At 35.2% G+C, this 24,775-nt stretch carries 40 protein-coding genes, 2 tRNA genes and 1 rRNA gene; 11 read left to right on the forward strand and 32 right to left on the reverse strand.

The window, feature by feature from the left end; all coding sequences use genetic code 11:
* Nucleotides 1-69 precede the first annotated feature (69 nt).
* The 27 genes from FHL05_RS00390 to FHL05_RS00510 form a co-directional block, all read right to left on the reverse strand.
* Complete coding sequence (locus FHL05_RS00390) at nt 70-1,098, reverse strand: major capsid protein (protein ID WP_153385045.1); 1,029 nt, start codon at nt 1,096-1,098, stop codon at nt 70-72.
* A 4-nt stretch (nt 1,099-1,102) separates the two neighbouring features.
* Nucleotides 1,103-1,420, reverse strand: a complete 318-nt coding sequence (locus FHL05_RS00395) for a hypothetical protein (protein ID WP_010019148.1) — start codon at nt 1,418-1,420, stop codon at nt 1,103-1,105.
* 11 nt (nt 1,421-1,431) lie between these two features.
* A complete protein-coding gene (locus FHL05_RS00400) occupies nt 1,432-2,103 on the reverse strand; it encodes a DUF4355 domain-containing protein (protein ID WP_153385046.1) in 672 nt (223 codons plus the stop codon).
* A 153-nt stretch (nt 2,104-2,256) separates the two neighbouring features.
* A complete protein-coding gene (locus FHL05_RS00405; RefSeq protein WP_153385047.1) occupies nt 2,257-3,228 on the reverse strand; it encodes a minor capsid protein in 972 nt (323 codons plus the stop codon).
* Nucleotides 3,228-4,883, reverse strand: a complete 1,656-nt coding sequence (locus FHL05_RS00410; protein WP_153385048.1) for a phage portal protein — start codon at nt 4,881-4,883, stop codon at nt 3,228-3,230. Before FHL05_RS00410 ends, FHL05_RS00405 begins: the two co-directional genes overlap by 1 nt.
* A gap of 16 nt (nt 4,884-4,899) precedes the next feature.
* Nucleotides 4,900-6,339, reverse strand: a complete 1,440-nt coding sequence (gene terL, locus FHL05_RS00415) for a phage terminase large subunit (protein ID WP_153385049.1) — start codon at nt 6,337-6,339, stop codon at nt 4,900-4,902.
* The gene (locus tag FHL05_RS00420) at nt 6,326-6,910 is read right to left on the reverse strand and encodes a helix-turn-helix domain-containing protein (RefSeq protein ID WP_153385076.1); all 585 of its coding nucleotides are present in this window, start codon (nt 6,908-6,910) and stop codon (nt 6,326-6,328) included. The genes terL and FHL05_RS00420 overlap by 14 nt, the downstream gene beginning before the upstream one ends.
* A gap of 635 nt (nt 6,911-7,545) precedes the next feature.
* Nucleotides 7,546-7,998: an ArpU family phage packaging/lysis transcriptional regulator gene (locus FHL05_RS00425; RefSeq protein ID WP_010019135.1), complete on the reverse strand. Its 453-nt coding sequence runs from the start codon at nt 7,996-7,998 to the stop codon at nt 7,546-7,548.
* 86 nt (nt 7,999-8,084) lie between these two features.
* Complete coding sequence (locus tag FHL05_RS00430; protein ID WP_059074304.1) at nt 8,085-8,267, reverse strand: hypothetical protein; 183 nt, start codon at nt 8,265-8,267, stop codon at nt 8,085-8,087.
* On the reverse strand, nt 8,254-8,475 hold the full coding sequence (locus FHL05_RS00435) for a hypothetical protein (RefSeq protein ID WP_152999975.1): 222 nt from the start codon (nt 8,473-8,475) through the stop codon (nt 8,254-8,256). The genes FHL05_RS00430 and FHL05_RS00435 overlap by 14 nt, the downstream gene beginning before the upstream one ends.
* Before the next feature lie 9 nt (nt 8,476-8,484).
* Nucleotides 8,485-8,670: a hypothetical protein gene (locus FHL05_RS00440; protein WP_153385050.1), complete on the reverse strand. Its 186-nt coding sequence runs from the start codon at nt 8,668-8,670 to the stop codon at nt 8,485-8,487.
* Between the two features lie 102 nt (nt 8,671-8,772).
* A complete protein-coding gene (locus FHL05_RS12650; protein WP_272950445.1) occupies nt 8,773-8,901 on the reverse strand; it encodes a hypothetical protein in 129 nt (42 codons plus the stop codon).
* 128 nt (nt 8,902-9,029) lie between these two features.
* Nucleotides 9,030-9,482 carry a replication terminator protein gene (locus tag FHL05_RS00445; protein WP_153385051.1) on the reverse strand — a complete coding sequence of 151 codons (453 nt, stop codon included), beginning with the start codon at nt 9,480-9,482 and terminating at the stop codon, nt 9,030-9,032.
* A 268-nt stretch (nt 9,483-9,750) separates the two neighbouring features.
* Nucleotides 9,751-10,251 (reverse strand): single-stranded DNA-binding protein, encoded by a 501-nt coding sequence (ssb, locus tag FHL05_RS00450; RefSeq protein WP_153385052.1) that lies wholly within the window; start codon nt 10,249-10,251, stop codon nt 9,751-9,753.
* On the reverse strand, nt 10,241-10,450 hold the full coding sequence (locus FHL05_RS00455; RefSeq protein ID WP_010019121.1) for a helix-turn-helix transcriptional regulator: 210 nt from the start codon (nt 10,448-10,450) through the stop codon (nt 10,241-10,243). Before FHL05_RS00455 ends, ssb begins: the two co-directional genes overlap by 11 nt.
* A gap of 55 nt (nt 10,451-10,505) precedes the next feature.
* Nucleotides 10,506-10,664 carry a hypothetical protein gene (locus tag FHL05_RS00460; protein WP_153385053.1) on the reverse strand — a complete coding sequence of 53 codons (159 nt, stop codon included), beginning with the start codon at nt 10,662-10,664 and terminating at the stop codon, nt 10,506-10,508.
* On the reverse strand, nt 10,661-11,398 hold the full coding sequence (locus FHL05_RS00465; protein ID WP_153521771.1) for a Rha family transcriptional regulator: 738 nt from the start codon (nt 11,396-11,398) through the stop codon (nt 10,661-10,663). The genes FHL05_RS00460 and FHL05_RS00465 overlap by 4 nt, the downstream gene beginning before the upstream one ends.
* Nucleotides 11,355-11,825, reverse strand: coding sequence for a RusA family crossover junction endodeoxyribonuclease (locus tag FHL05_RS00470; RefSeq protein WP_153521773.1), 471 nt, complete (start codon nt 11,823-11,825; stop codon nt 11,355-11,357). The genes FHL05_RS00465 and FHL05_RS00470 overlap by 44 nt, the downstream gene beginning before the upstream one ends.
* Nucleotides 11,818-12,096, reverse strand: a complete 279-nt coding sequence (locus FHL05_RS12780) for a helix-turn-helix domain-containing protein (protein ID WP_153385056.1) — start codon at nt 12,094-12,096, stop codon at nt 11,818-11,820. Before FHL05_RS12780 ends, FHL05_RS00470 begins: the two co-directional genes overlap by 8 nt.
* Nucleotides 12,097-12,287: 191 nt before the next feature.
* Nucleotides 12,288-13,184: a DnaD domain protein gene (locus tag FHL05_RS00480; RefSeq protein WP_153385057.1), complete on the reverse strand. Its 897-nt coding sequence runs from the start codon at nt 13,182-13,184 to the stop codon at nt 12,288-12,290.
* Nucleotides 13,185-13,195: 11 nt separating this feature from the next.
* Complete coding sequence (locus FHL05_RS00485; RefSeq protein ID WP_238333962.1) at nt 13,196-14,098, reverse strand: PD-(D/E)XK nuclease-like domain-containing protein; 903 nt, start codon at nt 14,096-14,098, stop codon at nt 13,196-13,198.
* Nucleotides 14,022-14,939 (reverse strand): phage recombination protein Bet, encoded by a 918-nt coding sequence (gene bet / locus FHL05_RS00490; protein WP_153521775.1) that lies wholly within the window; start codon nt 14,937-14,939, stop codon nt 14,022-14,024. Before bet ends, FHL05_RS00485 begins: the two co-directional genes overlap by 77 nt.
* Nucleotides 14,940-14,941: 2 nt before the next feature.
* A complete protein-coding gene (locus tag FHL05_RS12655) occupies nt 14,942-15,064 on the reverse strand; it encodes a hypothetical protein (RefSeq protein ID WP_272950446.1) in 123 nt (40 codons plus the stop codon).
* Between the two features lie 61 nt (nt 15,065-15,125).
* The gene (locus tag FHL05_RS00495; protein ID WP_153385059.1) at nt 15,126-15,377 is read right to left on the reverse strand and encodes a hypothetical protein; all 252 of its coding nucleotides are present in this window, start codon (nt 15,375-15,377) and stop codon (nt 15,126-15,128) included.
* A gap of 12 nt (nt 15,378-15,389) precedes the next feature.
* Nucleotides 15,390-15,623, reverse strand: coding sequence for a hypothetical protein (locus FHL05_RS00500; protein WP_010019102.1), 234 nt, complete (start codon nt 15,621-15,623; stop codon nt 15,390-15,392).
* A 12-nt stretch (nt 15,624-15,635) separates the two neighbouring features.
* Nucleotides 15,636-15,818, reverse strand: a complete 183-nt coding sequence (locus FHL05_RS00505; RefSeq protein ID WP_010019101.1) for a helix-turn-helix domain-containing protein — start codon at nt 15,816-15,818, stop codon at nt 15,636-15,638.
* A complete protein-coding gene (locus FHL05_RS00510) occupies nt 15,818-16,297 on the reverse strand; it encodes a hypothetical protein (protein ID WP_153385060.1) in 480 nt (159 codons plus the stop codon). Before FHL05_RS00510 ends, FHL05_RS00505 begins: the two co-directional genes overlap by 1 nt.
* A 130-nt stretch (nt 16,298-16,427) precedes the next feature.
* Here FHL05_RS00510 and FHL05_RS00515 point away from each other — a divergent pair, with 130 nt between their 5' ends.
* Entirely contained in the window at nt 16,428-17,057 is a 630-nt protein-coding gene (locus FHL05_RS00515; protein WP_153385061.1) for a hypothetical protein, read from the forward strand.
* 202 nt (nt 17,058-17,259) lie between these two features.
* Here FHL05_RS00515 and FHL05_RS00520 read toward each other — a convergent pair whose 3' ends face one another.
* Both FHL05_RS00520 and FHL05_RS00525 read right to left on the reverse strand, forming a co-directional pair.
* The gene (locus FHL05_RS00520) at nt 17,260-17,487 is read right to left on the reverse strand and encodes a hypothetical protein (protein WP_152999977.1); all 228 of its coding nucleotides are present in this window, start codon (nt 17,485-17,487) and stop codon (nt 17,260-17,262) included.
* Nucleotides 17,488-17,610: 123 nt separating this feature from the next.
* Nucleotides 17,611-17,829 carry a helix-turn-helix transcriptional regulator gene (locus FHL05_RS00525; protein WP_153521777.1) on the reverse strand — a complete coding sequence of 73 codons (219 nt, stop codon included), beginning with the start codon at nt 17,827-17,829 and terminating at the stop codon, nt 17,611-17,613.
* A gap of 139 nt (nt 17,830-17,968) precedes the next feature.
* Here FHL05_RS00525 and FHL05_RS00530 point away from each other — a divergent pair, with 139 nt between their 5' ends.
* From FHL05_RS00530 to FHL05_RS00570, 10 genes are all read left to right on the forward strand, one after another.
* Nucleotides 17,969-18,331: a helix-turn-helix domain-containing protein gene (locus tag FHL05_RS00530; protein WP_153521779.1), complete on the forward strand. Its 363-nt coding sequence runs from the start codon at nt 17,969-17,971 to the stop codon at nt 18,329-18,331.
* A complete protein-coding gene (locus FHL05_RS00535) occupies nt 18,321-18,731 on the forward strand; it encodes an ImmA/IrrE family metallo-endopeptidase (protein ID WP_153521781.1) in 411 nt (136 codons plus the stop codon). Before FHL05_RS00530 ends, FHL05_RS00535 begins: the two co-directional genes overlap by 11 nt.
* 82 nt (nt 18,732-18,813) lie before the next feature.
* On the forward strand, nt 18,814-19,182 hold the full coding sequence (locus FHL05_RS00540) for a hypothetical protein (protein WP_010019093.1): 369 nt from the start codon (nt 18,814-18,816) through the stop codon (nt 19,180-19,182).
* 1 nt (nt 19,183) lies between these two features.
* The gene (locus tag FHL05_RS00545; protein ID WP_153385065.1) at nt 19,184-19,855 is read left to right on the forward strand and encodes a hypothetical protein; all 672 of its coding nucleotides are present in this window, start codon (nt 19,184-19,186) and stop codon (nt 19,853-19,855) included.
* A 113-nt stretch (nt 19,856-19,968) separates the two neighbouring features.
* Entirely contained in the window at nt 19,969-21,342 is a 1,374-nt protein-coding gene (locus FHL05_RS00550; protein ID WP_153385066.1) for an SNIPE associated domain-containing protein, read from the forward strand.
* Between the two features lie 85 nt (nt 21,343-21,427).
* A complete protein-coding gene (locus FHL05_RS00555) occupies nt 21,428-21,748 on the forward strand; it encodes a hypothetical protein (protein WP_153385067.1) in 321 nt (106 codons plus the stop codon).
* Nucleotides 21,749-21,886: 138 nt separating this feature from the next.
* Nucleotides 21,887-22,009, forward strand: coding sequence for a hypothetical protein (locus FHL05_RS12660; RefSeq protein WP_272950448.1), 123 nt, complete (start codon nt 21,887-21,889; stop codon nt 22,007-22,009).
* Nucleotides 22,010-22,110: 101 nt separating this feature from the next.
* Nucleotides 22,111-22,602 (forward strand): hypothetical protein, encoded by a 492-nt coding sequence (locus FHL05_RS00560; protein ID WP_153385068.1) that lies wholly within the window; start codon nt 22,111-22,113, stop codon nt 22,600-22,602.
* A complete protein-coding gene (locus FHL05_RS00565; protein ID WP_153385069.1) occupies nt 22,603-22,941 on the forward strand; it encodes a hypothetical protein in 339 nt (112 codons plus the stop codon).
* A gap of 164 nt (nt 22,942-23,105) precedes the next feature.
* Nucleotides 23,106-24,284 (forward strand): tyrosine-type recombinase/integrase, encoded by a 1,179-nt coding sequence (locus tag FHL05_RS00570; RefSeq protein ID WP_153385070.1) that lies wholly within the window; start codon nt 23,106-23,108, stop codon nt 24,282-24,284.
* A gap of 177 nt (nt 24,285-24,461) precedes the next feature.
* On the opposite strand, the gene FHL05_RS00575 is transcribed toward FHL05_RS00570, so the two are convergent.
* The 3 genes from FHL05_RS00575 to rrf form a co-directional block, all read right to left on the reverse strand.
* Nucleotides 24,462-24,552: transfer RNA gene (locus FHL05_RS00575), tRNA-Ser, on the reverse strand.
* 14 nt (nt 24,553-24,566) lie between these two features.
* Nucleotides 24,567-24,639: transfer RNA gene (locus FHL05_RS00580), tRNA-Asn, on the reverse strand.
* A 9-nt stretch (nt 24,640-24,648) separates the two neighbouring features.
* Nucleotides 24,649-24,765, reverse strand: a 5S ribosomal RNA gene (rrf, locus tag FHL05_RS00585).
* Nucleotides 24,766-24,775 lie beyond the last annotated feature (10 nt).

The following is a 24,775-nucleotide window of genomic DNA, read 5'->3' on the forward strand; positions in this document are numbered from 1 at the left end:
TAGCTACCGACTTCACGTTAGTTGGTTTATCCGGACTAGTTTTATCGCCATCCGAACTTGATGGCGGATCTATTTTGACTTCGTAGATCCAGATAATAGAACTTGTGCTTGGAACAATTCATCAGGACTAGCAAGAGTTGGCAATGATGTAGCAGCTGCCTTTGTCCATGTACCCACAGGATCATGTCCTTCTTCATACATTGTGGCAAAGATATTCCCAACCATCATGTCGTTACTGTTTCCTGACATAAGACGGCTTTCTTCAGGAGTTGGTCCATAAAGTGTTTCACCCAAAGTATTATCATCAAACATGACAAATTTGTCTTCTGGGAAGAATCGTTCTTTAGTATATGATCCTGTTGCGCTTTGTGCACGGTACTTTCTGTCATAAGTAACGATAACAGGTAATCCGAGGCTTTGCATAATTTGATTTAATGATCCATCAGATGGAATTACACCCAAACTCTTAAATAGTGCTTTGATTGAGCTGTTTTCTTCCAAAGCTTGGAGAACTTTTCTTGATGTCAAAGCTCTAGTTGGCACGATATCCAAAGTATTAACCCAAGCTTTAATATCTGAAATTGGATCACTTGATGGGTCATCCCATGACTTAGTAACAGTTACTTGATGTTCCTTAGGTAAGTCGTAATCAATCTTCCAGCTAGAATCAGCATCATCAGGTAAAACAACACCGTTGGCAAGTAATTGCATACGCATTAATTCAACACGAGCTTGCACACCTTCTACCATATGGTCGGTGTCGTTGTAAACCAATTGAGTTAAGTATTGTTGTTCTTGTGGGTTTCTTGGATTTCTAAGTGCTACCAAATCTTTTTCTTTAAGTTGAATCTTACGTTTGATATAGCCTAGTTCTGCATAACGTCTATCAGCTTCACGGCTTCCAATTTGTGCTTCACTATCGAATGATGACATTGGAGCTATTACAGGTGTTGTATATCTATCTTCAAGAATTTCAACATCTAGACTTAATACTTTTCTTGATGGAAATAGTGAATCGCCTAAATATGCAGGATATTGACGATTATTAACGTATGAAAGCACATCTCTTTGATTGAATAAATCTAAAATTTCTGGCATTAAATTAAGCCTCCTCTAAATTTGAAAATGTAATTCGTTTTAGCGCCGCCACTGCTTCGGCAGTTGGTGCAACTGGCAAACGTTTGGCATTAATGAAGCCATCAACGATCCCTGAAACTAATTCAGGTCCATGTGACACATCTACCTCGTTTAAAGTAACTGCGTGAGCTTTCGCATCGTTAGATGGAACAATTGAGCCAGCAGGTAGTACACCATTAACCACTCCTGGAGTAGTAGCATCTACCTTAGTGGAAAATGCTACATACTTCTCACTATCTAAAAAATTGAGTTCATCTACATGAACATTTTTTTCATAAAACATAGTTTATCCTCCTATTTTCTTAATTTTGACCAAGGATTATTGTTCAATCCTTGACCTTGCTTATTTGCCATTTCAGCAAATTTGGAGCCAATATCTTCAGTATGTTCACTACCACCAGTTTGAGGTGTCTTTCCACCCTTAGTAGCTTCGAGAACGCCCTTATGAACAGCTTCACTAAATGCCTTCTTAAATTCTTTGACATTTTTTGTACGCTTATCCTCATGAAGATCGCTCAACATACTGGCAAAACTTGTAGGTAATCCGTTCTCGGATAATTTTGTTGTCGTATCAGATAAGGCATCACGCTGATTTAAGGCTTGTTCTCTTTTATTAAGTTTGTCTTCACGTTCCTTTGTATCAGCTTCGATACGCTCTTCATCAGTCATTTTGGCTCTATTAGCGCCTTTTTGTTCTGCTTCGCTTAACAAATTAGGTAGTTTGCTAGTCTTATATTCATTAACAGCACTACCGATCAATTTTCGCAATTCAGAGCGAGTGAACATCTTGCCGTCATCTTCACCATCAGAACTGTCTTTATCATTCTCTTTGCCTGATTCATCGGAACTGTTGTCAGAATTTTCATTTTCTGGGCCTTTGCTGCCCTCGTTATCTGATCCGTTTCCGCCTTCCTCAGAAAAGAATTGCAAATTTAGTTTGATTGGTTCTTGTAATAGTGATTTCATACTTAGATTCCTCCATACTTTTAAGTGGTATAACTTTTATTCATCAGTTGTTTTTTTACGCCAGCAACCAACAAAAATGGCAATAAAAAAAGCCATACATTAGCATGACTACTCAAAATTATTTATATATATACATCAGACATATTTTGCCTTCTATAAGCTATCTAGTTCTTCACTAACATCATGATCAGAAGTATCCCAATCGTTTTTATCATTGGCTTCAATCACAGTGCATTGACAGTTATAATGCATCAAAGGAAAATTAACGCCTTCCTTTGCGTCTTTAACATCATATATATTTCCATCTAAATCAGCACAATCTTTACATGTATTAGGTGCTTCGAGTGAAATAAACTTATATTTCTTAACTTTGTCACTCTTTAGCTTTTCCAATCTTGTTCTGTTTAACGCCTGTCCAGTAGCGGTTCGAATCATGCCAGCAGCTCTGCCCATTTGACCATTAGTAGCTTTATGGCCACCAGTCAAAATATTTGCCACTTCCTTTTGCCAATTAAGAGAATCCTTTGGTGATTTAGCAGCTCTTTCAGCGACATCCCTAACCTTACGAATAGTTTGAAGTGTCTGCTTATTAATTGAGCTAAACATATCAGAATCAACGTGACGATCTAACACAGCGTTGCGTGCTGTCCGTTGCAATATAGAATCAATATTCATTGATCGTTTTGATTGACGATTATAAGTATTGATTTTTTTCTTTGCACTTTTATAGTTCTTTGAGTTAACTACATCAGGGATGTTCTGCGTGCTTACACTCAATTGCAACTTTTGAGCCACCATCTGTTTAACAAACTCTTGAGTAACCTTAGCAATTAACACATCACCGTTGGTTTTCAAACGATTACCTTTGAATGCTGTCTTAATGGTAGCCTGGTCATCTTTACCGACATTACTAAACGTGTCTTTCAAATTGGATAAGAAGTTTGCTATCTCATCAGGATTAGCTTTACCATTCCAATTTGAATTGTTAGCAATAAAGGCAGCAATCATATCAATAACATTTGATTGTGTATTTTTATAAAGCTGTTCAATCTGCTTCACACGCTCATCTTGCTTACCATAAATAGCCTGAGCAATTGCTATAGCTTGCTTTTCAGTAAGTTTCATTACTTACCACCGCCAAACAAACCTTTAATCTTATCTAAAATGGTTGAGCTTGAATTAGCTTGGTCGGGCTTGCTTTGGTCGGGCTTGCTACTGTCAATCGTTTTAATTGGATCAGGCGTTTGAACTCGATTAAATACTTTCTGCATTGGATCGCTATTGAGTTCTCGCTTGTTCTCATCATCAACACGTTGCTGCTCTGTTTCTGGTGAAATGCCTGTATACTTCTCAACAACTTCCCGAATAGTTTGATCTGACTCAGTACCCAGATTAGCAAGTATTTGAGCATTTTGAAGTGTTTCTTGGTCATTCTTAGGTAAGTTAGGTGTATATATGATTTGATAGTTCTCCACGTCTTCTGCATGAGCTATTTGACCAGTAACTTCCAAATAGTTTCCAAGGAGTCTAAGACGCCTCATAAGACCACGTGTATATAAACTCTCTTGAATGGAACGCTCTTGATCACTACCCCAAAGCTTATAAAGGATTGCAACACCAGATGAATTAGAAGAAAAACTTTCGTCTGATGTATCGGGCGTATTTGTGTCCATATGAATTTGAGCACGAATTAGGTCAACATATACTTTCCATTCGGCCACATTTAAATCCTTAGTAACGTAACCAACATCTGGCTGAATCACGGTGTTGCCATTGTCACCGATATTTTGCTGTACATCAGGTTGCAACCACATAATTGCATTCTTGCGGTCGATTTGTGGGTGCTTTGGCTCTTCACCGTCAGCATCACTAATATCAAAATTGCCAATAATTTTCAAAATAGCATTAGCAAAATCTTCTTGTGAATTGGCCATTTCCGATACAGCTTTATCAATGGCATCAATTTTGTCGAGTGAGGCTTCCCAGTCGCCCATGCGTTCGTCATTATTAATATATTCAGTCAATGGAACGCCAAAAAAGTAGTGTTCATCAACGTGATCAAATACTAAATCAGTTCCAGGAGTTTCACCATCATTGAAATAATAAATGGCGTCGTCTGTATATACTTCTGCATAATATTTTGGCTTATTCATGTACTCAATAAGATAATATCTAACGCCAAATAACGAATGCTGCTCGATTGATGAATCATAAACAATAAATGCATTAGCTGGGTCAATCGGTCTGATTGCTACATCATTTGTGCCTTCTTTGACATACTCAAGCTCATAAGCTCGACCGGTAATACTTAGATTCTTCTTCATCACTTTTTCGTGATAACTTTCATCGTTTCGACTATTAAAATTATCTAATGCATTTTTTAAATCCTCATCGTTACTATCATCTTTATTGTATTGAAACTTGATAGGATTACCGACAGAATAACCAACACGTGTATTAGTGATGAACTTAGGAAATCCAAAAGTAACACGGTTGTCAGCTCTGCTACTTGATATATTTGTATTAGCAAAATGAATGTCATTTTCACCTTTGTAATAGCGTTCAAGCTCCAATATTCTAGGCAGTTGATATTGATAATGTTGAGTAACAAAATACTGCAACACTTCTTTAATTTTCTCGGGATCGTTCTTAATTTCATTCCAATCATCAGCTGGCATTGTGTATTGCTTGTTAGCTTTGAGTAAACCGCCAACCCAACGCTTACCATTTAGCATATGGATTGATTGCCCTAGTGCATACGGGTCTGTATCTGTTGCCATTAACATCAGCTCCTTTCTAATTAATTAGTCCTAGATTTCTTAAACTCTTAATTTGTTGCTTTCTGTTTTGACTGTGGTTATTAGTTTCCATTGACATAACTGATTCAGCAACACCAGTTAAAGCATCTGAAGCATCATCATGCAGATTCTTACCAGCACGTTGATACTTCTTGATTGCATCAAAAAAGACTGGAAAACGTGACTTCCAGTCCTCAGGATAATGCATATGTTCTTCTACCCAACTCGAATTAGATAGAATACGTGCATCCTTATTTTGACTATTGTGAAACCAATTAATAACAGTACGATTTGTTTTATACTCATTCTTTAATTTGGTATCAACCTGACGTGCAAATCCTTTACCACCATTGTTAGATTCAATTCTAGCAAGGTTAACCTTATTTCGGTAATAACTTTCAGTAACCAAAGATTCAGTGACTTCCATTGGTTCCTGTGTCATGACCACATCTAATATATAGGGTTCTTGCTTGTACATCCCATATACGATTGATACAAGATAATCACTACCCTCATCAGCAGTATCACAATATGCATAGATACCACTGAACTCAGGTTGTTTCGTGTATGTATTGAACTTCTGATATAAAGTACCCTTCAAGTCAATTGGCTCTTGCTGGTAGTTAGCAGCTGCAATTTCAGGGCTCATGACCGATGTCTTTTGCTTGTATTCAGCAAGTGATAGGACATCATCACACAACATCGTTCCATCATCTTGTAGAGCCTTCATGTTAATATGTTTGACCTTGTATCCAGCTTTCGGCATCTCAGTCAGCACACGTCCAGCCAGATCGCCACTGGCCCACCGTGTCATGATGATTAAAACTTTGCCACCTTTTTCAAGACGTGAAAGCATTGTATCAATGTACCAATGATAAATATCATCTAATCGATTAGCGTTATTAGCTTCTTGAGCTGACTTGATAACATCATCAATAATAATTAGATCAGCACCAAAACCAGTGGCCGTACCACTTGGTGATGTAGCAAGGTAGTTGTTAACCGGACTGCCTTCAAGACTCCACATATTCATAGCAGCATCACCATATTTAATGTGAGTGTCTGGAAAAATATCATTATAAACAAGTATGTTGTCATCGGCTTTAACTTCTTGAATGGTATTACGAACTGACTTAGAAAATACAGTGGATAACGTTTCATTATATGATCCAGTCATGATTCTTTCAGTGCCATCCCTTCCAAGTAGCCACTCAACATAATTGGTGGCCGTCAAAGACTTTCCATGTCGTGGTGGTTCATTAACTACTAGTATTTGATCATCGCTAGTTAAGAATTCTTCCAAATCATTACATAAATCAACCAAGTATGTACGGTTGGGTTTATAAAAGTCAGGCATTCTCAACTTGCAAAAATCAAAAAAATGTCTTCTTGCTAATTCAATCTCTGCACCACGTCTGATCCAGTCACTTCTGTTCATGAGCAATCTTCTTCAATTCGGCATCAGTAAGATTTGCATATGGGTTATGAACGTTTAAGCCACCAGATAACTCAGTCTCATGCTTATCACGCCATTCTTCAGGCTTACGATTCTTTAACCAGAATATAGCAGCGGTCGTATCAGGTGGAATATCCTTTTCAACTACTCCTAACTTGATTCTTCTAGTGGTTTTCACGCCTTTGATAGCAGCATCCTCTATTTCTTGTTTAGAAGCATCTGGATGTTTCAACTTCCACTTATTAGCGTAGTCACGTCTTCTGACTTCAATTAATTCATCGTCAACTGCAACTACTTTATATTGTGTCTCAGTAGCTGTAAAACCCTTGGCACGCTTGAATAGAGCATTCTCAATCTCACGATCAACAACCGATTTTCCCTTTTTTAGGGCCTCCGATATCTCCGATTGCTTCTTTTTCCACTCATAAAGCGTAGATGGAACAATTCCAATATTATGGGCAATCTGTTCGTCAGTTAAGCCATCACGTGCCCAGCCTTCTAATTGAAGTAGTCCTTCGGAAGTTATCCATTCGCCAATGTTCGACTTAGCCAACATTATCACCTACTTTCTTGGCTTAAGTTTTTCTCTCTTTTTTTTCAAATCACGATCAATGTAATTAATCATTTTATATTCTAGTGGTGTCATGTAGCCACAAGGTGTATTAATCATCTTCATGGTTCCACATCTTTATAAGCTTTTTCTTGCCTTGCTTCATTAATTTAATTGCTTTACCAAATTTCATATTTTCCTCCAAAACAAAAAGACCAGCCATAATTGACTGATCTTCTTTATATAGTCAGGCATGGAATCGAACCATACACCATCATTTGTATTTAGCGTTACCCTTTGCGCCACCGACTACCGTTGTTGTTTTACAAAAGAATCAATTAACGTTTTCTTTTATATTTTATGACCGTTTTCCGCCGGCCAATGTGAGAATGAGGATTCGAACCTCAAGCTAAATTGGAAGGAAAAACATTTAAATATTGTTGAGGGAAATACTAATTATTTTTTTAATTTAGCCCACCCATGTGTTCTCACGAAATGAAGAGCGTTATCATAACTCTTCTAACAAATGAGCTCCTTTTAAGCGGTAGAGTAACCGCATATCTCTTAATCTTTCGATAATACTAATATAACACGTAAAGTGGTCGCTTGTGTAACGCTCTTTCATCACTAAAACATCGCTAATACGTCGGCATTACATCGCTTTTTTTATTTTCTGGAATATAAACATGCAAATCGTAATAATCAATAAAAGCATCAGCAAAGTATAGCAAAGCCATATTCTTTAGCTCATTACATCGCGTTTGTCCATAGCCTAATAATTCTTGCAAATCAATGTTCGTCATATTATGGATATAATAATTTTTCAAAATAACCATATAATCATGCGGACAGTTGCTAATAAGTTTCATCGTTATTTGGATATATTCCTTTGCACCTAATTTACCCACAATTTTATCCTCTTGAGTATTTCTTGTATTAATTCCACTCCCAATACAATCAAAACTTGGAGACTGCACATACGTGAGGCTCATGTGAGATTGAGCAATTAATCTTGGAAATTCATGCTCAAAATAATTTTTAACATTCTTAATTGTTTTTTCTTCATCAATATCTGGTAATAGTAATCCCACGATATATACAGCCTCCACTTATGATATAATTGATTTGCTGGAATCAATTAATTAGCTGCTCACTTTGTGGGTGGCTTTTTTGTTGTCTAATTATGATTCTTTGACTTGCTGATCTTAATCAATCGTCTCTGCTTTGGCCCACTATGTTTCCATTTATCTAACATTTTATCCAATGGATCATTGACCCACTCATTCTTAACTTCGTCGCTCATTGAAATATCTGTCGTATCAACGTTAATATTCACTTTGATGTCTTTAAGATTTACCATTACTTAACGCCTCATTCCTATGTTTATTCCTTCTAGCATTCAACCGCTGCCATTCATCGTCTTCTCTATATAATTTTTTACCGATCCTGTTATTTTGACGTATTATGTCTTCTATATAAAAAAGCTCTTTATGCATAGCAGCTGCTATTTCTTTATTCTTATATCTATTTTCACGCATTTGATAGACTGCTAAATTATCATCTGTCATTTTCATCATCTAATTAAAATCGCTAAGATTTAACCTTCCTAATCTAATCATTTCTAATTTTGCCAAATGTTCTTGATTGGCCTTGTCAATAAACTCAACATCTTCATCGCTAATATGTAAAGCATCAGCAATTTCAACACACGGATACTTATTGCAACGCATTTCATACACGGCACAATTTAAATCTTTTAGCAAGCTCGTCCTCCTGTAAAATTGATTGAATTATTTTGTTCTTGGTCTCATCACTTGATTCGATTGCTCCCATTATTTAACCCCTTTACATTAATCTTCGAAACTTTAATAGTCTATTTCCTCAGCAATTTCATAAACTTCTCCCATGCTTTGAGGTGGGACTTCACTAAAGTCTTCATATCCTAATTGTTCTGCAGCTATTTGTAATGCCCATGCTGATACATCATCAATCATTATTACAAACCATCCTTTTCATATTGTCAGCAAGCCATTTGAACGAGTCTATCTTTGCTATTGGCTTTTTCAGCCATTTCTTGAATCTTCTCAATCGCTTCATAAGTTAAATCCGCCATTTCTATCACCTATGCCATATTAGTATTTTGTTTTTGTAAATCGATTACTCGAGCAGCTTTTTTTGAACTATCTTTTTCCTTTTTGTCTTCGACATCTTCAACTTTTTCACCAGTATCAGTACGAACATCCCCATTTTCATCGAAATAAGTTTGTCCTTTGGCCCCAGATTTAAGCTCATTAGCTTCGATTGAGCCTGTATTAGAGTTCCTACCAACGAGTAACGTAGTTGATACCCCATCTTGTGGAACGAGCTTAGACTTAACTTCAGAGTAAACCGCGATAGCATCCCTGTTGTCATTTGGAAGATATGTCAATGTAATTGTCACGGTACGTTTTTTCTTCGCATCGGTATTTGGATCCAAGATATTTTCAGCAACCTTTTTTAATTCTTGTTCAAACTTTTCTTGTACTCCACCATCCGACATCGTGGATAAATTGAAATTGATTAACTTTTTTGTCATGTGTTTAACCTCTTTGTTTAATAATCAAATCCGACATAATTTATATTTACTTGCTAACTTGTCATCCTTTAAAATTCCTAGAATAATCTCATTTTTAATATCATCGTCTAATTCTCTATCGGCCCGTTGAAATGACCTTGGTGTTTTATAAAAATTTCTATGAATATAAAGAATTGCACGAATGATATTGTGAGACTCATCTACAAATCTCTCTCTAACAAAATCCCTGTAAATCTCCTGGTAATTCATATCATTCACACCACCTTATTTAAAATGGCAAATCATCATCCGAGATATCTATTGGTTTGGAATTATTAGCAAATGGATCACCGCTCCTTGAATTTGCTACATCACTTTTTGTGTTTACTGCATCGTTTCTACTTTTTTTCGGCGGTTGATGGCTGTAGTCGTTGGTATTACTGGAATTTTGCTGCTGATTTTCTGCATCTTTTCTGCTTTCCAAAAGTGAGAAGTTCTCAACGACCACTTCAGTGACATATACACGCTGTCCTTGCTGATTCTCATAGTTACGTGTTTGAATTCGTCCATCAATACCTACAAGTGAACCTTTGTGAGTGAAATTGGTGAAATTCTCGGCAGCTTTCCTCCAAATAACACAATTTATAAAATCGGCTTCACGTTCACCTTGAGAATTAGTAAATTGTCTGTTTACGGCAATCGTGAAACTGGCAACTGCTGCACCGTTCGTCGTATATCTAAGTTCTGGATCACGTGTTAGGTGACCTACTAGGACTACTCTATTTATCATTTGTATTATCACCTCTAAATTCATCTAAACTAATATTAAGTGCATCAGCAATCTTAATCATCAATCCAATAGTTGGATTCTTTATTTTACCGTTAATAATAGAAACTATATTTGTCCGTGGCACATTGGCAATTCTTGATAACTCACTTTGATTAATATTTTTAGATTTGAGTATTTTTTTTAAGTTATTTTTGTACATTTTACACTCCATCTTGTATAAGAACTTTCGTTCTGCACAATATTAATAATTTGGGCTAATTGTCTAATCCAACATCAATCTCATATTTATAACCACTTTTCAATATTATCTGATTGTCTGAAATTACGGCAATTGGCTCTGAATCATTATTTACAATCACTATATTCTGCCAATTCTTAATTGAATTGGCCTTTTTTTTATCAATATTTATCATTGTTGCCCTCCAATAGTCACAGTAGTAATATCTAGCTTTTCAATCATAGGAACAATATCGTGAGCTTTTAATAGGTTGTATAGTCCTACACGACCTTTTTGTGTCCATTTGGTTAAGGTACGTGGCTTGCCATCAATCATTCGTGTTGATGAGCTAACCCAGCCGTTATCTTGATATTTAGAATATAAATACCAGATGCCACCCAATTTGTATTGAATCTTGAGTTTTTTAAGTAGGTCATTAAATGCTTTGGCACTCATTCCATAATCCTTTGCGATTGTCGTAGTAATCATTAATGATTTACTAGCCATGATTTTATCAAAATAATTAGCTTTTGGCTTCATAGTTTCAATTTGTTCTTGCTGATCCGCAGCTAGACGTAAAGCTTCTGCCATTGTTGATGGAACTTTGAAACCGCCAGTTTTAATGTGACTTTCCATTTTGTTGAAGGCTTCAATGTATTTAAGCTTAAATTTAATTGCTTTTTTGCCGGTGAATCCCATAGCCAATAGCGTAAATCCATCACTATTCATATAAATAATTCGATATTGCTGTTTATTTTGAGGATGAGTATATGTATCTTCGTAAAATAGGTCTGCCCAATTTTGCGCAACCCCCTCTTTTAAATCATCAACTGCTCTCAATACATCTCGATGGTTCTTATTAAATGTTTTCGCTACTTGTAAGCTGCTAGTTACTGCTTGCTGATCTTTCATAATTACTAAATCGTCCATTTTTCCACTCCTCAATTAAAATTTCAGTACGTGGGTGCTCGTCGTAATTCTTTTCAGTGTCGTGTTTCCAAATTTGCCCATCATCGAACCAAGCCTTTGCTAAGCCATCAAAAATAGCTTTCTCGTAGTTGTCCAAGTCGGGCTTCACAGTCGGCTTTACCTCATGATTAGCACGCCTCTTATGCTCTTCTTTGGATAATCCTTTTTGGATTCTTCTGTAAAAGCGTATGTGTGCAACGAGAGGAGCACCTTTTTCAAAAAGCTGTTTGTTATGATACTTATCCCAGTACAGCATTTTGATTCCATTTTTGTAAATCCGATATTTTTTGTCGATATAGCCTCTCTTTTTGCCACCTTGTGAGCTAAAACGAGGACGTGAGGCTGGTACTGGTTCACCATCGATTATTAATTTCAATTGATTACTCACTTGCTATCTCTCTCTTACTTTCGTATCCGAATAATTGATTTGGCATGATGTCTAAAGCCTCGCAGATTTTCTCAACATCAGTGATCTTTATTGACTTGTACGTTCTCTGTGACATGTGTACTACGGTCCAATAATTGATCCCTGATATTTCAGAAAACTCTCTTAATGTCAAATTTCTTGGAATTAGCAAATCTCTTAGATCAAACTTAACCATTTTCAGCCACCAACTTTCTAAGCTCAGCATCGTAGCATTTCCGTAAGCTGTACGCATTGAGAAGTGAATTTTCAAGCTTCAGCATGAGAAATGGACTTGAAAATAAATCAGAGTGATTATTTCTCAAATAATCCATGTGCTCAAATTGATGTTGTAAATTGTCAATTACTCTTTCCAGATACACGCTTTCTCTGGATATTTCGTCTATAACTGTCCGTCTATCATCTGAAACAGGTGCCTGTGGACGCCTATATGACAGTGTTTTTGTCTTGCCTTGTAACATTTTTTTCATCCCTTAATTTTTTTAATCTATCTTGTAAATTGCTCGAGTTATCCAAAGGTTCTTTAGCTTTTAACTTGTCCCAATCAGTTGCCTGTTCTTTAGGCTTATGATTAAAATTCTTGTAGCTGCCTTTTGGATTATGTGGTTTATTTTGATAAGCTTTGATGTTGTCCAGATCAAATAAACTATGATTAACCCAGTCATCAAGTATTTTGCTGGTGTAATTCCAATATCGCTTGTTATAACTAACAGCAATGCTAATGGCATACTGGATAATTTCAGAAGCTTGTTGATCGGTAGCACCGCCCTTAGTAAAGTCACTGACTGAATCAAATACTTGTTGTTTGGCTGTCGGTGACATGATTCCAAACTCTTGCTGGTACATGTTGATCAATGGCACGAATGGATTAGGATCATCTTGATTATTATTAGAGTTACTAGTTAGGTTATAAGTACTAGTACTAGTAAGTTCTTTGGAGCTACCAGTTGAGCTACTAGTAGGGTTACTAGTTGAGCTACTGTTTGGGGTACCAGTTGAGCTACTTTTACTGTTTGTAGTGTCCCAACTGGTACTGTAAAGCTTGATTATTTGGTATTTCGGTTTTTGTTGGTTTCTCTTACCAGGGACGTATTTGATTAATCCAAGTTGAACTAATTCATTCCTAGCCTTTTTCATTCCGGCTTCGGATAATCCAGTAAGATCAAGCAACGCAGAATTCTTTAAGGTAAATAGCGTATCCAGCTGGTACTCATCGTTCGCATAGTCCAATAACTCGCGATACAGATTATTTTGACCAGTTGAGATGTCTATTTGGTCCCGTTTCAGCTTTCTGTAAGCTCGTCTTTGCTTGAAGTAATCCAAATTTGCACCCCCTATTCTATTAAGTCATCCATGCTGACAATCTTTCCTAGTTTTGCGGTTGACTTACAATAATCACATTTGCCACATCTAGTTGGTTCAACACGTCCGGCTTTAACATCTTCAATATGGTCCTGCATTTCATAAATCTGATCTTCAGCTTCCAGCATTCTTTCTTCTGGAATCGAAATAATAGCCTTGGCAGGAATCTTTTCTTTAGTTACGGCAATTATGTATGGTGTACATAAAACTCCATACGTTTGAAGTATTAGCTGTTGATAGACGTACATTTGAAGTTGATAATTCCAATGAGCTACAAATGAATCCCATCCATGTTCCTCAACATTCCAATATTTTTTATCAAGTTGCTGAGTAGTTTTTAGATCAATGAAGTAACCTTTATCAAGATTTAAACAATCAACTTTGCCCTTCCAGTTAACACCGTCAATTTGACCTGTAACGATAACTTCTTTATCACCTTGATAGTTATCAATAAAACCTTCATCAGTTGCCAGAGCCTGTATCATTCTCTCAGCTTGTTCAAATGGCGCAGTAATACTGTTCTTTAGAACCTGCCCATTTCTATCTAAACCATCAGCAGCATCCTTCTTAGTGGCTTTCTTTTTTGAAAAGATATCCCACTTGTTATCAAATACAAACTTCAAATGTGCTTCTGGACTTTCAAAATAAGTATGTAGATAATTTCCAACTAACAGCGCTTCTTTAAAATCTGGCTTGTATTCTTTGTTAAGTTCTGCCATAGTTTCAGCTTCACATGCTAAAAACTTTTTGAAGAAAGTTGGCGATTGCCAAGAAATATCAGTAGATAAATCGTAGTAATTATTTTGTGTCAAAGAGTTCTGTTTGATTTGGGTCTTCTTTAACTGGCTCTGATCCATTTGTTTCAGCATCGTCATCAATTCCTCCTTCTTTAGCTTGTTTCAAAAACGCTTTTTGTTCTTTTTCAAATTTATCTAGTTGATTTAGATCAACGGGCTTACGTACTTGAACCTTTTGAACAGGCTTTTTATCTTCAGCTTTAGGGGTGACATCCTTAGGGTCGTTAGCTACTTTAATTTGTTCCTTTTTGGTCTTTGCCAAATCATTGATATTTGTTATATTGCCTTGAGATGCTTGACTTGCATTTTTAGGTGTTTCACTAGCTTCTTGTTTATCGTCCTCTGTGTACATGTTTCCTAAATCTTGTGGGAATGCCTCACGTAAAGCATTTACCATAGCGGTCTTTCTTATCATATTGGCCGGCATGGAAGCCCAGGTTGATGATGGACGTCCATTTTTTGTTTTTTGAAACTCAGTTAATGAAATTTCAATTCTTGTAGGTATTTTTCTATCTTTGCGATAAACTTGTGCCCAACCACCAACTAAGGTCTCATCTGGAAGAATAAAAGCACCCTTGGTATATCTAGGCTCGTCATCATCTTCATTGATAGCAATACAACCTGCTTCAATACCGTCATAGTCTGGATTCGATTCAGCCCTTTTCATAAAGGCCTCTTTGGAAACAATAATTTGAGCTGGTGCTGATCCATATTTGATGATGTAAGCTTCATTAATAAATGGATTCAATTTTTGATATTTGCACAATGATAAAAACATCATGGTTTCTTGTGGTGTAATCTTTGAATTACCATTTGTTAGAAAGTTCTGGACCATGTTGCCCGTCAATTTGATGTTTTGACCATTGACTTTATATTCAACTTCCATTTTGTCGTCTTTTCTACTAACTTCATTTGTCATGATTAATATTCCTCTCCCTTATCTGCTAAAATGTCCCATTCTTCTTGCTTACGTTCATATAAGCTATCTTCATCAATCTTGCTTTGTTCATCGGATAAATGAACATCATAATTAAAATCAACCATAGTGTGATTCTCCTTTTGTGTTAAAATAAATGTATAAATTATTAGTAATACCTTGGACTCTCTATTTAGTGGATAGAGAGTCTTTTTTTATGGCTTCAGGTGTACGGTCTGTATAAGTATCAGTAGTGACCTTATCTGATTTGCCAAACAATGAATCAAGATGCTTGTGCCAAAACTTTTGAACTGATTTACGTTTCTTATCATCAATATCAAACATATTTAGGAAACCTCCTTCTTCTTCGGCAACTGAACCAATTCCTAAACCAATTACAATAAACATCCCAAAACCAAAGATTGCATCTGATGTAAACATCTGTATCACCTCCTAAAATGTGAATCTGTACGTATATTTATCCTTTTCTGAACGAATCAAGCTTGCATTTAAATCAGCTTCAGACCATTCGTAAATGAGTTCTTCAGGTATTTGCGTATCAAATGATTCCTCCATGTTTGAGAACCCTTGTTTGATTAGTAATAGTGTCTTTTCTGGAACCTGTTCAATTTTGAAAGAGCTCTTTGCTAGTTTTCTTTGTCTCTTGTATTCCTCTGGATCAAACATAATCAAAACTCCTTAAATTAAAATATTTTGTTTTTTCTTACTGATGAACTCATCTAAATCATCTGGATCAATACGACGTCTGCCTAACTTGTAACTTGGTAAGCCTTGATGTAACCAGTTGTAGATGGTTCTACGCTTAACCAATGCATATGCTGCAGCTTCATCGACGGTTAAGAATTCATTTGCTTTTGCCATTATTTTCGACCTTCAATCATTACTAGTTTTGGTGTCATGTGTCGTTCATATCCCAATTGAATCGAGATTATAAAGGATATTGCTGCTGACTCCGTTACTTCTTTAACATCCCTGGAATATCTAATATTGTCATCATCTTCGACTTGGCTAAGGATTTCTTCTAAATCAGTAAAGGCTAAATCACTTTCATGAGCTTCCTTCACACAAGCGAGAATCATTGATAATGAATCACTTCGGTATCTCTTTCTAAAATCAATAAACGGATAATTGTATTTGTAGCAAATTACAGCGTAAGTAAAGAATCCATCTTTAAAATATGAAGTGATTGAATCCAAATACTTGTCTGGAATATGCTTGTTATACATCCAATCGTATGTACTTCGTTCACTGACGCCTGCGGCATTTGCTAATTGCCCAGGACTTATATTTTTCTCATATTTCATTGTTAAAAACTCTGCGAAAATATCCACATCGTTCAAAACAATCACCTCCTTTTTTGCCTTTCGTATCTGTACATAACGTCTATAATTTGAATAAGAAAGGTGGTGAATAACATGAATCTAACTAAGATAAAACAATTAAACCTTTTCCCATTTAACGAGGTAAAAAATGATTGATTGGCTTATAAAACAAATATCTACTCAATGGATTGCGATTATTACTGCAATAGCTGGCTTTATAGCTTGGAAACAGGAACATTCAAAGCTAATTGTGCGAGCTGACGAAAAAACTCAACGAATCTCTGAAATTGGCCTAAATAATGGAACTTCCCTAGTTAATAAAAAATCAAGTACTCAGCGTTTATCTGTGTGGCTTATTAATCCTTCAGAAGATGATGTAAGTTTTTTTGATCTCAGAGTAACTTTAAATACTCATGAAGTTTTTTATTACACAAATCTCACATTTAACAGCATGAATAACTTAAACGGTATAAAGGCTGAATCAATTACTTCCGTTAATGCCGACGGAATATCCAATGAACCAATTGCAGTATGGCTGCCACAGGCCAACTATGGAACCGTACAATCACACGGTTTTGTTCAACTGGATTTAATTTTTCATTCCAAGGAACCATGCGAAAATGGGATAGTTTTGATGAAGCTTGCTCAACCTCATAATTTACTTGGTCGCCTTCGTCATTCACGTTTCGTTCCAAAGTGTTTACGTCCAAAGCGTGGTTTTGTTTTTTCCGAGACAAAAGAAGTTTCTCTGCCTTTTCACGTGAAAGAAGTGTCATAACTGGCTCTCCAGGAAAATATTTATCTCGGAAATCACTTGCGTCCTCATATGTTTTGAATCTTCTTGCTGATGAAAATATAAAGTATTCTTCACCTTGGTCTATCATCTCTACTACCTCCTTAGAGAATCTGAAGTAGCAACCCTTTTTGTTCATCTAAAGAATTTAAACGAACATCAATATTAATTTTCGGTTTACTTGTTTTCATTTTCTTGATTCCTTCTGATAGTTGTAAATATCTTTGTCGGTATCTAAATTGATACCGACTTTTTTTAATTCTTCAGGATCAACTTCATATAGTGCATCAGGATAAATACCATATTTATCGTAATAATTTTGACAATGTATAAAGAAAATCATTCTTCGAGTTTTAATTAATTCATTCTTTAATTCTTTTAATAACTCGATTTCTTCATTTTTCACCGTTATCATCCCCTTCTCGTTTATTTGTCTCCATATCCTGTCTATAGCTGAAACAGCTTATTAGTAAACTTGAGGTAACGATTAGACATGGATGTGTTAATCGGTGTTTGTGTACTATTAAGATGTTGATAATCAGGTTTTTTGTAAACCATGTACGACATTATTTTCAAAAAAAATATCATCAATTGATTTATTAAAAAAATCTGAAAAGCCCTTAGCTATGCTCACCGAGGGTACACTCTTTCCGATCTCAATATCTCGCAAATATTGTCTTGATATACCAATCTTTTTAGCCAGTTCGGTTTGCGTTAAACCCTTAGATTTTCTTAAAACAGAAATTTTGTTATTCATTTTTTCTTAACCTCCTTGTCAACTTTATCTTACAAGAAATATAGTAATACATATCTTACTATTTGTAAACCATGTTTTACAAAAAAGATTGCATTTTTTTGTAAACTATATATTACAATACTATTAGGAGGTGGAAAATATGCCTGACAAATTAGGCTCTTATTTAAGAGAATTGCGTGGTAAAGAATCATTGAGAGACGTTTCCAAAAGAACTAATGGAAAGATCAGTCATAGTTATATATCGGACCTTGAAAAAGGTGTAAGCAGAAGAGGAAATAAGATTAGCCCATCTCCTGAGACACTTAAAGTCTTATCAAAAGTTTATAATACTGATTACGATAAATTAATGAAACTTGCTGGATATTCGGACAAAGATTATAAAAAGAAATACGTTGATTTAGCTGATGACGACGTTGTTATGTCATATGAAGGGAAACCTATTCCACCTGAAGATCTTGAAATAATGAGAAGATTTTTTAGGGGTGGAAAAAATGACAAATAATGAAATTAAACCTTACTTGATGAACATCGCTCTTGACAATAATATATCCGTAGTCTTTTTTGATACTTTAGATCCATATACACCACCGGCGACTGATATAGAAGCCAGATGTATAGCCATGAACTCAAGATGGCATAACAAATCGGAAATTACTTTTCAACTGGCTCATGAATTGGGACATATTTTATCTGGTCAACAATCAACTAAAGTCCTCTATTTCACTCCATATAAGTATGGCATGGAGTTAGAAGCCAACGAGTATGCTATTTCCTTACTACTTCCGCCATATTTGGAAGACAAAAATGCTTGGGATATAAATGTACATCAATTTATGGATCATTTTAGTATTCCATATCATCTCGAAGATATAGTTATTAGAGAAATAAAAAAATCATTATAACCAATTGTACAAAAAGCTTATTTAAAAAATGTCCAAACACTGACGACATTAAAAGCTGAAATTTAGGGGGGATTTTTTTATTATGAAGAATCTAAAAATAAACATCTGGACTGGGATTCTAGATATTATTAACTGTGTTTTGTTTGCAGTTTCATGGCCTGTTATTTTTAGTACGGCTGCAAGTGATGCATTTGATGGTACAAGTATGACAAACGGTGCAGGAACATTCTTCTATGTTATGGCCGCAATCGGTTTAATTATTAATGTTATTGCTCTAATTCAAAGTAAACAACACAATATTTCAATTGTTGGACCTGTTCTAGGAATTATTGGTAACGCTCTATTCTTCTTGTCAGGTGCTATGGCATTCCCTGCTATGGTTGTATTAATCGTTGGAACTGTATTCGTATTCCTACATCACCCATCAAAAAATGCTAAGGGGGTGAACTAGGATGAAAAATAATAAACCATTCTATAAAATTTGGTGGTTTTGGCTTATTGTTGTTGTCTTAGTTGTTATTATTTTTGGAATGATTGGTAGTGGTGGAAGCTCATCCGATGACGATACTTCTAATAAGGCATCTGGACACACTACAACACAAACAGAAAAAGGTACAAAATCATCTTCAAATAAAGATACCTTGGATATCAATTACGATAATCACAAGATTTTAGATCAAAAATCTTATGACGTTTCATTTAATGATAATTCTTGGCAACCAGCCAACATTAAAGTCTCAAAGGTATCTATCTTTAAATTGAATCCATACACTTCAGATGATGACTCAAATACTAAAGCTGAGGGCTATATTATCATTCATATGAGTGTCGCAGCTAACAGAGACATTACGACTTATCCTGATCAAGGTACCTTAGTAACAAACGACGGACAACAAGTAGATGCTGTTCTTGATACCGTTAAAGGGTACAAAGAAAATTGGGCGGGAGAAATCTCCAAAGGTGTTACAAAACAAGGTGATATCCTCTTCCCTATTGAAAAGCTAAGTAAGATTAGTGATATGAAGACATTACGTCTTAAGTTTGATGCTTACTACGATACAGACAATTATGAAGATGAAAATGCTCAACATGATTACGACATAACTTTAAATTTAAATCAATAATTAGCCGGAAACGGCTTTTTATTTTAGACAGTTCCAAGAAGAAGCAAATTCTAGGTATATAAAATACATTCAAGATATGAGGACAAAAAAACTATTTTGTAAGGGGTAAAATGATGTCACTTTCTGACTTATTCAAAACACAGCAGTACAAAGAAACTATAGAAACACTTAAAAATGAAAACGCCGAACTCACAAATAGGAACAATGAACTTACTCAACAGGCCAATTTAAAATTAACTGCTAGTCAAATGAAACCGGCTGAATTAAATGAACTAATTAAAAAGAAACAAGATGAATTAAGCTCAAAAAAATCTGAACTTAGTAACATAGTGAAAACGCATGAAAGCACATTGTCTAAATTAACCACCGAAGAGTCCAATTTACGTAATGAAATTTCGAATTTAACTTCACAAATATCATCACTGAAAAAGGAATTGGATGACACTGAAGATAAATTGAACATGCAGTCATACGGACTCTATAAACCACGGTATGATTTTGCAAATTCTCTTGGATATAAGGCTCGTCTTGATGAGGTCCGTCAAACACAAAAAAGAATGATTCGTAGCTTTGAAGCATACTCTATTTTCACCCCAATGACCTTAAACAACTCAGAAGCAAAAGGCCGCTCAATGCAAAAGAAAAACGGAAAACAACTGATTAGAGCCTTTAATGGTGAATGCGAAGCTGCAATCAACAAAATAACTTATTCTAATATAGATCGTATAGAGAAACGTATACATAAATCCTACGACCAATTGAATAAACTAAATGATCCGAATGGAATTTCTATTGCGCCTGAATACTTGGACAGCAAGATAGATGAACTACATCTAGCATATGAATACTCTGAAAAGAAACAAGAGGAAAAAGACGAATTACGTGAACAGCGTGAACGTGAACGAGAAGATAAAAAAGCACAAAAGCAAATCCAAGACGCTCAAAAGAAATTAAATAAAGAACTTGATCATTATAAAAAAGCACTCGTAGAACTTACTGCTAAATTATCGACTTTAGAGGGAAAAGAACGTGACGACGTTCAGCAAAGCATTGATGAACTAAATCAAAATATCTCTAAAGGTGAAGCAGAGAAAAACGATTTGGATTATCGACAAGAAAATGCCACGGCTGGTTATGTCTATATAATTTCAAATATCGGCTCTTTTGGACCAGATGTAGTAAAAATTGGCGTTACAAGGAGACTTGATCCTCAAGAACGGATTGATGAATTAGGATCCGCATCTGTTCCATTCAAATTTGATGTTCATGCATTTATATTCTCATATGATGCATATTCACTAGAAGCCGAATTACACCAACGTTTTAATGATAAACGTATCAACAAAGTTAATAATAGAAAAGAATATTTTCACGTATCAATTGATGAAATTGAAAAAGTCTTAGAAGAATATAAGGATTTGACGGTTGACTTTCATGAGATTCCAGAAGCAGTTGAATATAATCAATCATTGGCTTTGGAATATTAGGGTTTATATTTTATTAATTTATATAACACAAAAATAATTAACAGTAACTCTGGAATCTATTATTCACGATATGGGGGATATCGAAATGAAACGTATTATTACTTCTGCTCTACTAATTGTTACTACTCTTTCACTAGTAGCATGTTCAAATAACAAGTCATCCAGTTCTTCTGCTGACAAAAATGATAAAACAACAGCGGTGGCTAAAAAGAAAACCACAAAAAAGAAGACCCTTTCTAAAAAGAAAAAGTCTTCTAATAAGTCTAATCAAAAGAATACTGATAACGGCAATCAACAAGAATCAAATCAAACTGATTCACAACAAACTAATAATGGCCAACAGGCTCAAAATCAGACTTCTCAGCAATCTCAACAAGCATCAGGTACAAATACCAACAATCAGTAAAGCCAGCAACAACCTGCTCAAAGTAATCAGAATACACAACAACAAGCAAGTAACGGTATCTCATATGATGAGAATACTTTAACAGGATTTGTTAACAAATATGGTGAGTCCCCTGCTGCTTATAAAGCTGACCACGGCATGTCTACTTTACAAGCATTGCAAAGTACACCAGAGAATATGAAAACATTTGGCGAACAACAGCTTCAAACAGGAATGGAACAAGGCTATATTGATGAGAATGGTAACTATACTGGACAATGATTCTTTTATACAAAAATTATGTTGATGCGAATATTTTGCAAATATTTGGATTTAGATAAAATTGAAATTTATAAAAAGTACGTTTTTTAGGAGGAATTTACATGAAAAACCCTTTCGATAAATATACTGTCAATTATGACGCCTGCATTACAAAATTTGAAATCAAACTATTAGAAGGAGAAATATATACTTCTGACAATGATAATTCAAAAATAAAAATCAATTTAAAAGTAGATACTTATATACCCATGGGAACAAATATAATACAGTCCCTAGATTTTAATTTATACGCTATGAATAACAGATCGGATACACCCAGCCCTGACGGCTTTGAACGTATAAAACCAGCAGCCGGAATAAAGGCTAATGTTAATGAGTTAATTAATTCCGATAATCCAAAATTGCAATCAAACAACGGGGTTTTTCAGTTAGATTATACCTTTGAACTTAAATCACCTTTCATTGGTACTAATTTTAATTTATTAGGGGTGAATATTGTTATAAATAGAGAATCATTAAAGGATGGAGAAATGAGCAGAGAAAATCTCTTTAGTACGGTCATACCTGCTTATTATCTTCAACAGGGCAAATAGATGGATAATAAAGTAATACCTATTAATAATGAAAAAATTAAACGCGTTCCACTTGAAGATATAAATTTCTTCGATAGTGATACAATTGGTAAGAGTAGTTCAGATCACTATAATAATGATGGAGGTGGATCTGATATGGATAAATACGCTACCAAAGAGGAACTTAAACACACCCAAGAATTATTATCCGAAAAAATTGATCATCGATCAGATGTCATCGAAGAAAAAATAACTAGTATGAAGTCTCAAATTGAATCAAGCAATAAGATATTATATTGGATTCTAGGAATTTTTGGAGCGGTTTTCACTAGTCTACTAGTCGCATTACTAACAAAATAAAGCCTTAATTGGCTTTTTATTTTTAACGTCAAAAGAACATACGTGCCCCTAAATTTCAAAATATCTCCTGTTTTCTCGAAAATTAATTATTTAAGTGTACCAATTACATACATATAAAATTAAAAAAACGTGATTTCTTACGTTTTTATGAAAGGTTGCATTTTATGCCTAGAAAACGAGTTTCAAAAACAATAAAACCCTATGTTCTAAAGAATGGCCAAACTAGATATAAATTTGCTATAAGGGTCGACGACAAGCACACAACTACCAAACGTGGTTTCTATACACCTAATGAAGCAGAGATTGCCTACATCAATCTGAGGGAGGAAATACTTAATAATGACTTTGACCGCCATGGTGGCCATATTAAATTCCAAGAGATATATGAAGCTTGGCTTAGTAGTTACATGAATACAGTTAAGCCAACAACTTTTTATAAAACTAAAAAAGTATTTGAACTTCATATAATCCCCTTTTTCGGCGAAAAGTATATTAAAGATATTGATGTGAATGACTGTCAAAGAGCCCTGGATAATTGGGTAGCCAATCTGATTCATTACAAAATTGTATGCAACTATACTAATAGCGTGTTTAAAGAAGCTATTAGACGTGATTACATATCAAGAAATCCAATGGATCGTTTATCTATTCCAAAGCGTAGCAACAGAATGGATGAGGTTGAAAAGAAAAGAAATCGAAAAAATTTCTATACTATTGAAGAACAAGAACGATTTTTAAAAATGGCTAGAAAATCCGACTATGAAAAATATGCTTTCTTTAGACTCATAGCATTTACTGGTTTAAGACGTGAGGAAATCCTTCCTTTAAAGTGGAAAGACCTCAATGGTAATAAGATTATGATCAATAAAGCCCTGGTATTCATCGATAATCAAGGCTACAGCATTCAATCTACTAAGAATGAAGATATCAGGAACCTGATACTTGATTCTGAAACAGTATCAGTCCTAGAAAATTGGAAAAAGCTGCAACAAAAAAAGGTCTTCCTGAAGGACCAGGAAAACCAATATATTTTTTACAGCACTACGACTGATGATCACTATTCCATCAATACACCACGAAGATGGCAAAAAGTAATAAATAATGCAATCGATTTAAATCACAACGTAACACTTCACGGATTCAGACATACACATGGAACATTGCTACTTGATAACAATCCTAATCTAACTGTTAAGGATTTGCAAAAGCGATTAGGACATAAGGACTTATCGACAACAATGAATATCTACCTTCATGCTACTGATAAATCTGATAATAAAATTTTAGATGCTTTAAATAATTTAGATAAGAAATCCAAAAAAAGTAATGATGATGATAAATAATGCTGTTTAATTCCGTGACAACATCGTGACAACAAAAGACTTCATTTAGGTGCATTTTAGTTCATACAGTTGCACAAGATAAAAATGAATATACAAAAAAAGAGCCGCTATATCATTGATATAACAGCTCTTTTTCATTTACGTGCATCACTCTGCACAACGTTGCCTGACCTCTAACGGAGAGTAAGGGGTTCGAACCCTTGATACAGGTCAATACCCGTATACATGATTTCCAATCATGCTCCTTCAACCACTCGGACAACTCTCCAAGGTAAAAAAAAACTCCGGATGTCAGACTCGAACTGACGACACCCTGATTAACAGTCAGATGCTCTACCAACTGAGCTAATCCGGAATAATAACAGCGTGGCAGCTCCCTATCCTCGCGGGTAGTTTCCCACCAACTACTTTCGGCGCGGAGAAGCTTAACTTCTGTGTTCGGCATGGGAACAGGTGTATCCTTCTCACTATCGCCACCACACTATTTTCGC

The organism is Companilactobacillus halodurans, assembly GCF_009600995.1.
Taxonomy (GTDB): domain Bacteria; phylum Bacillota; class Bacilli; order Lactobacillales; family Lactobacillaceae; genus Companilactobacillus; species Companilactobacillus halodurans.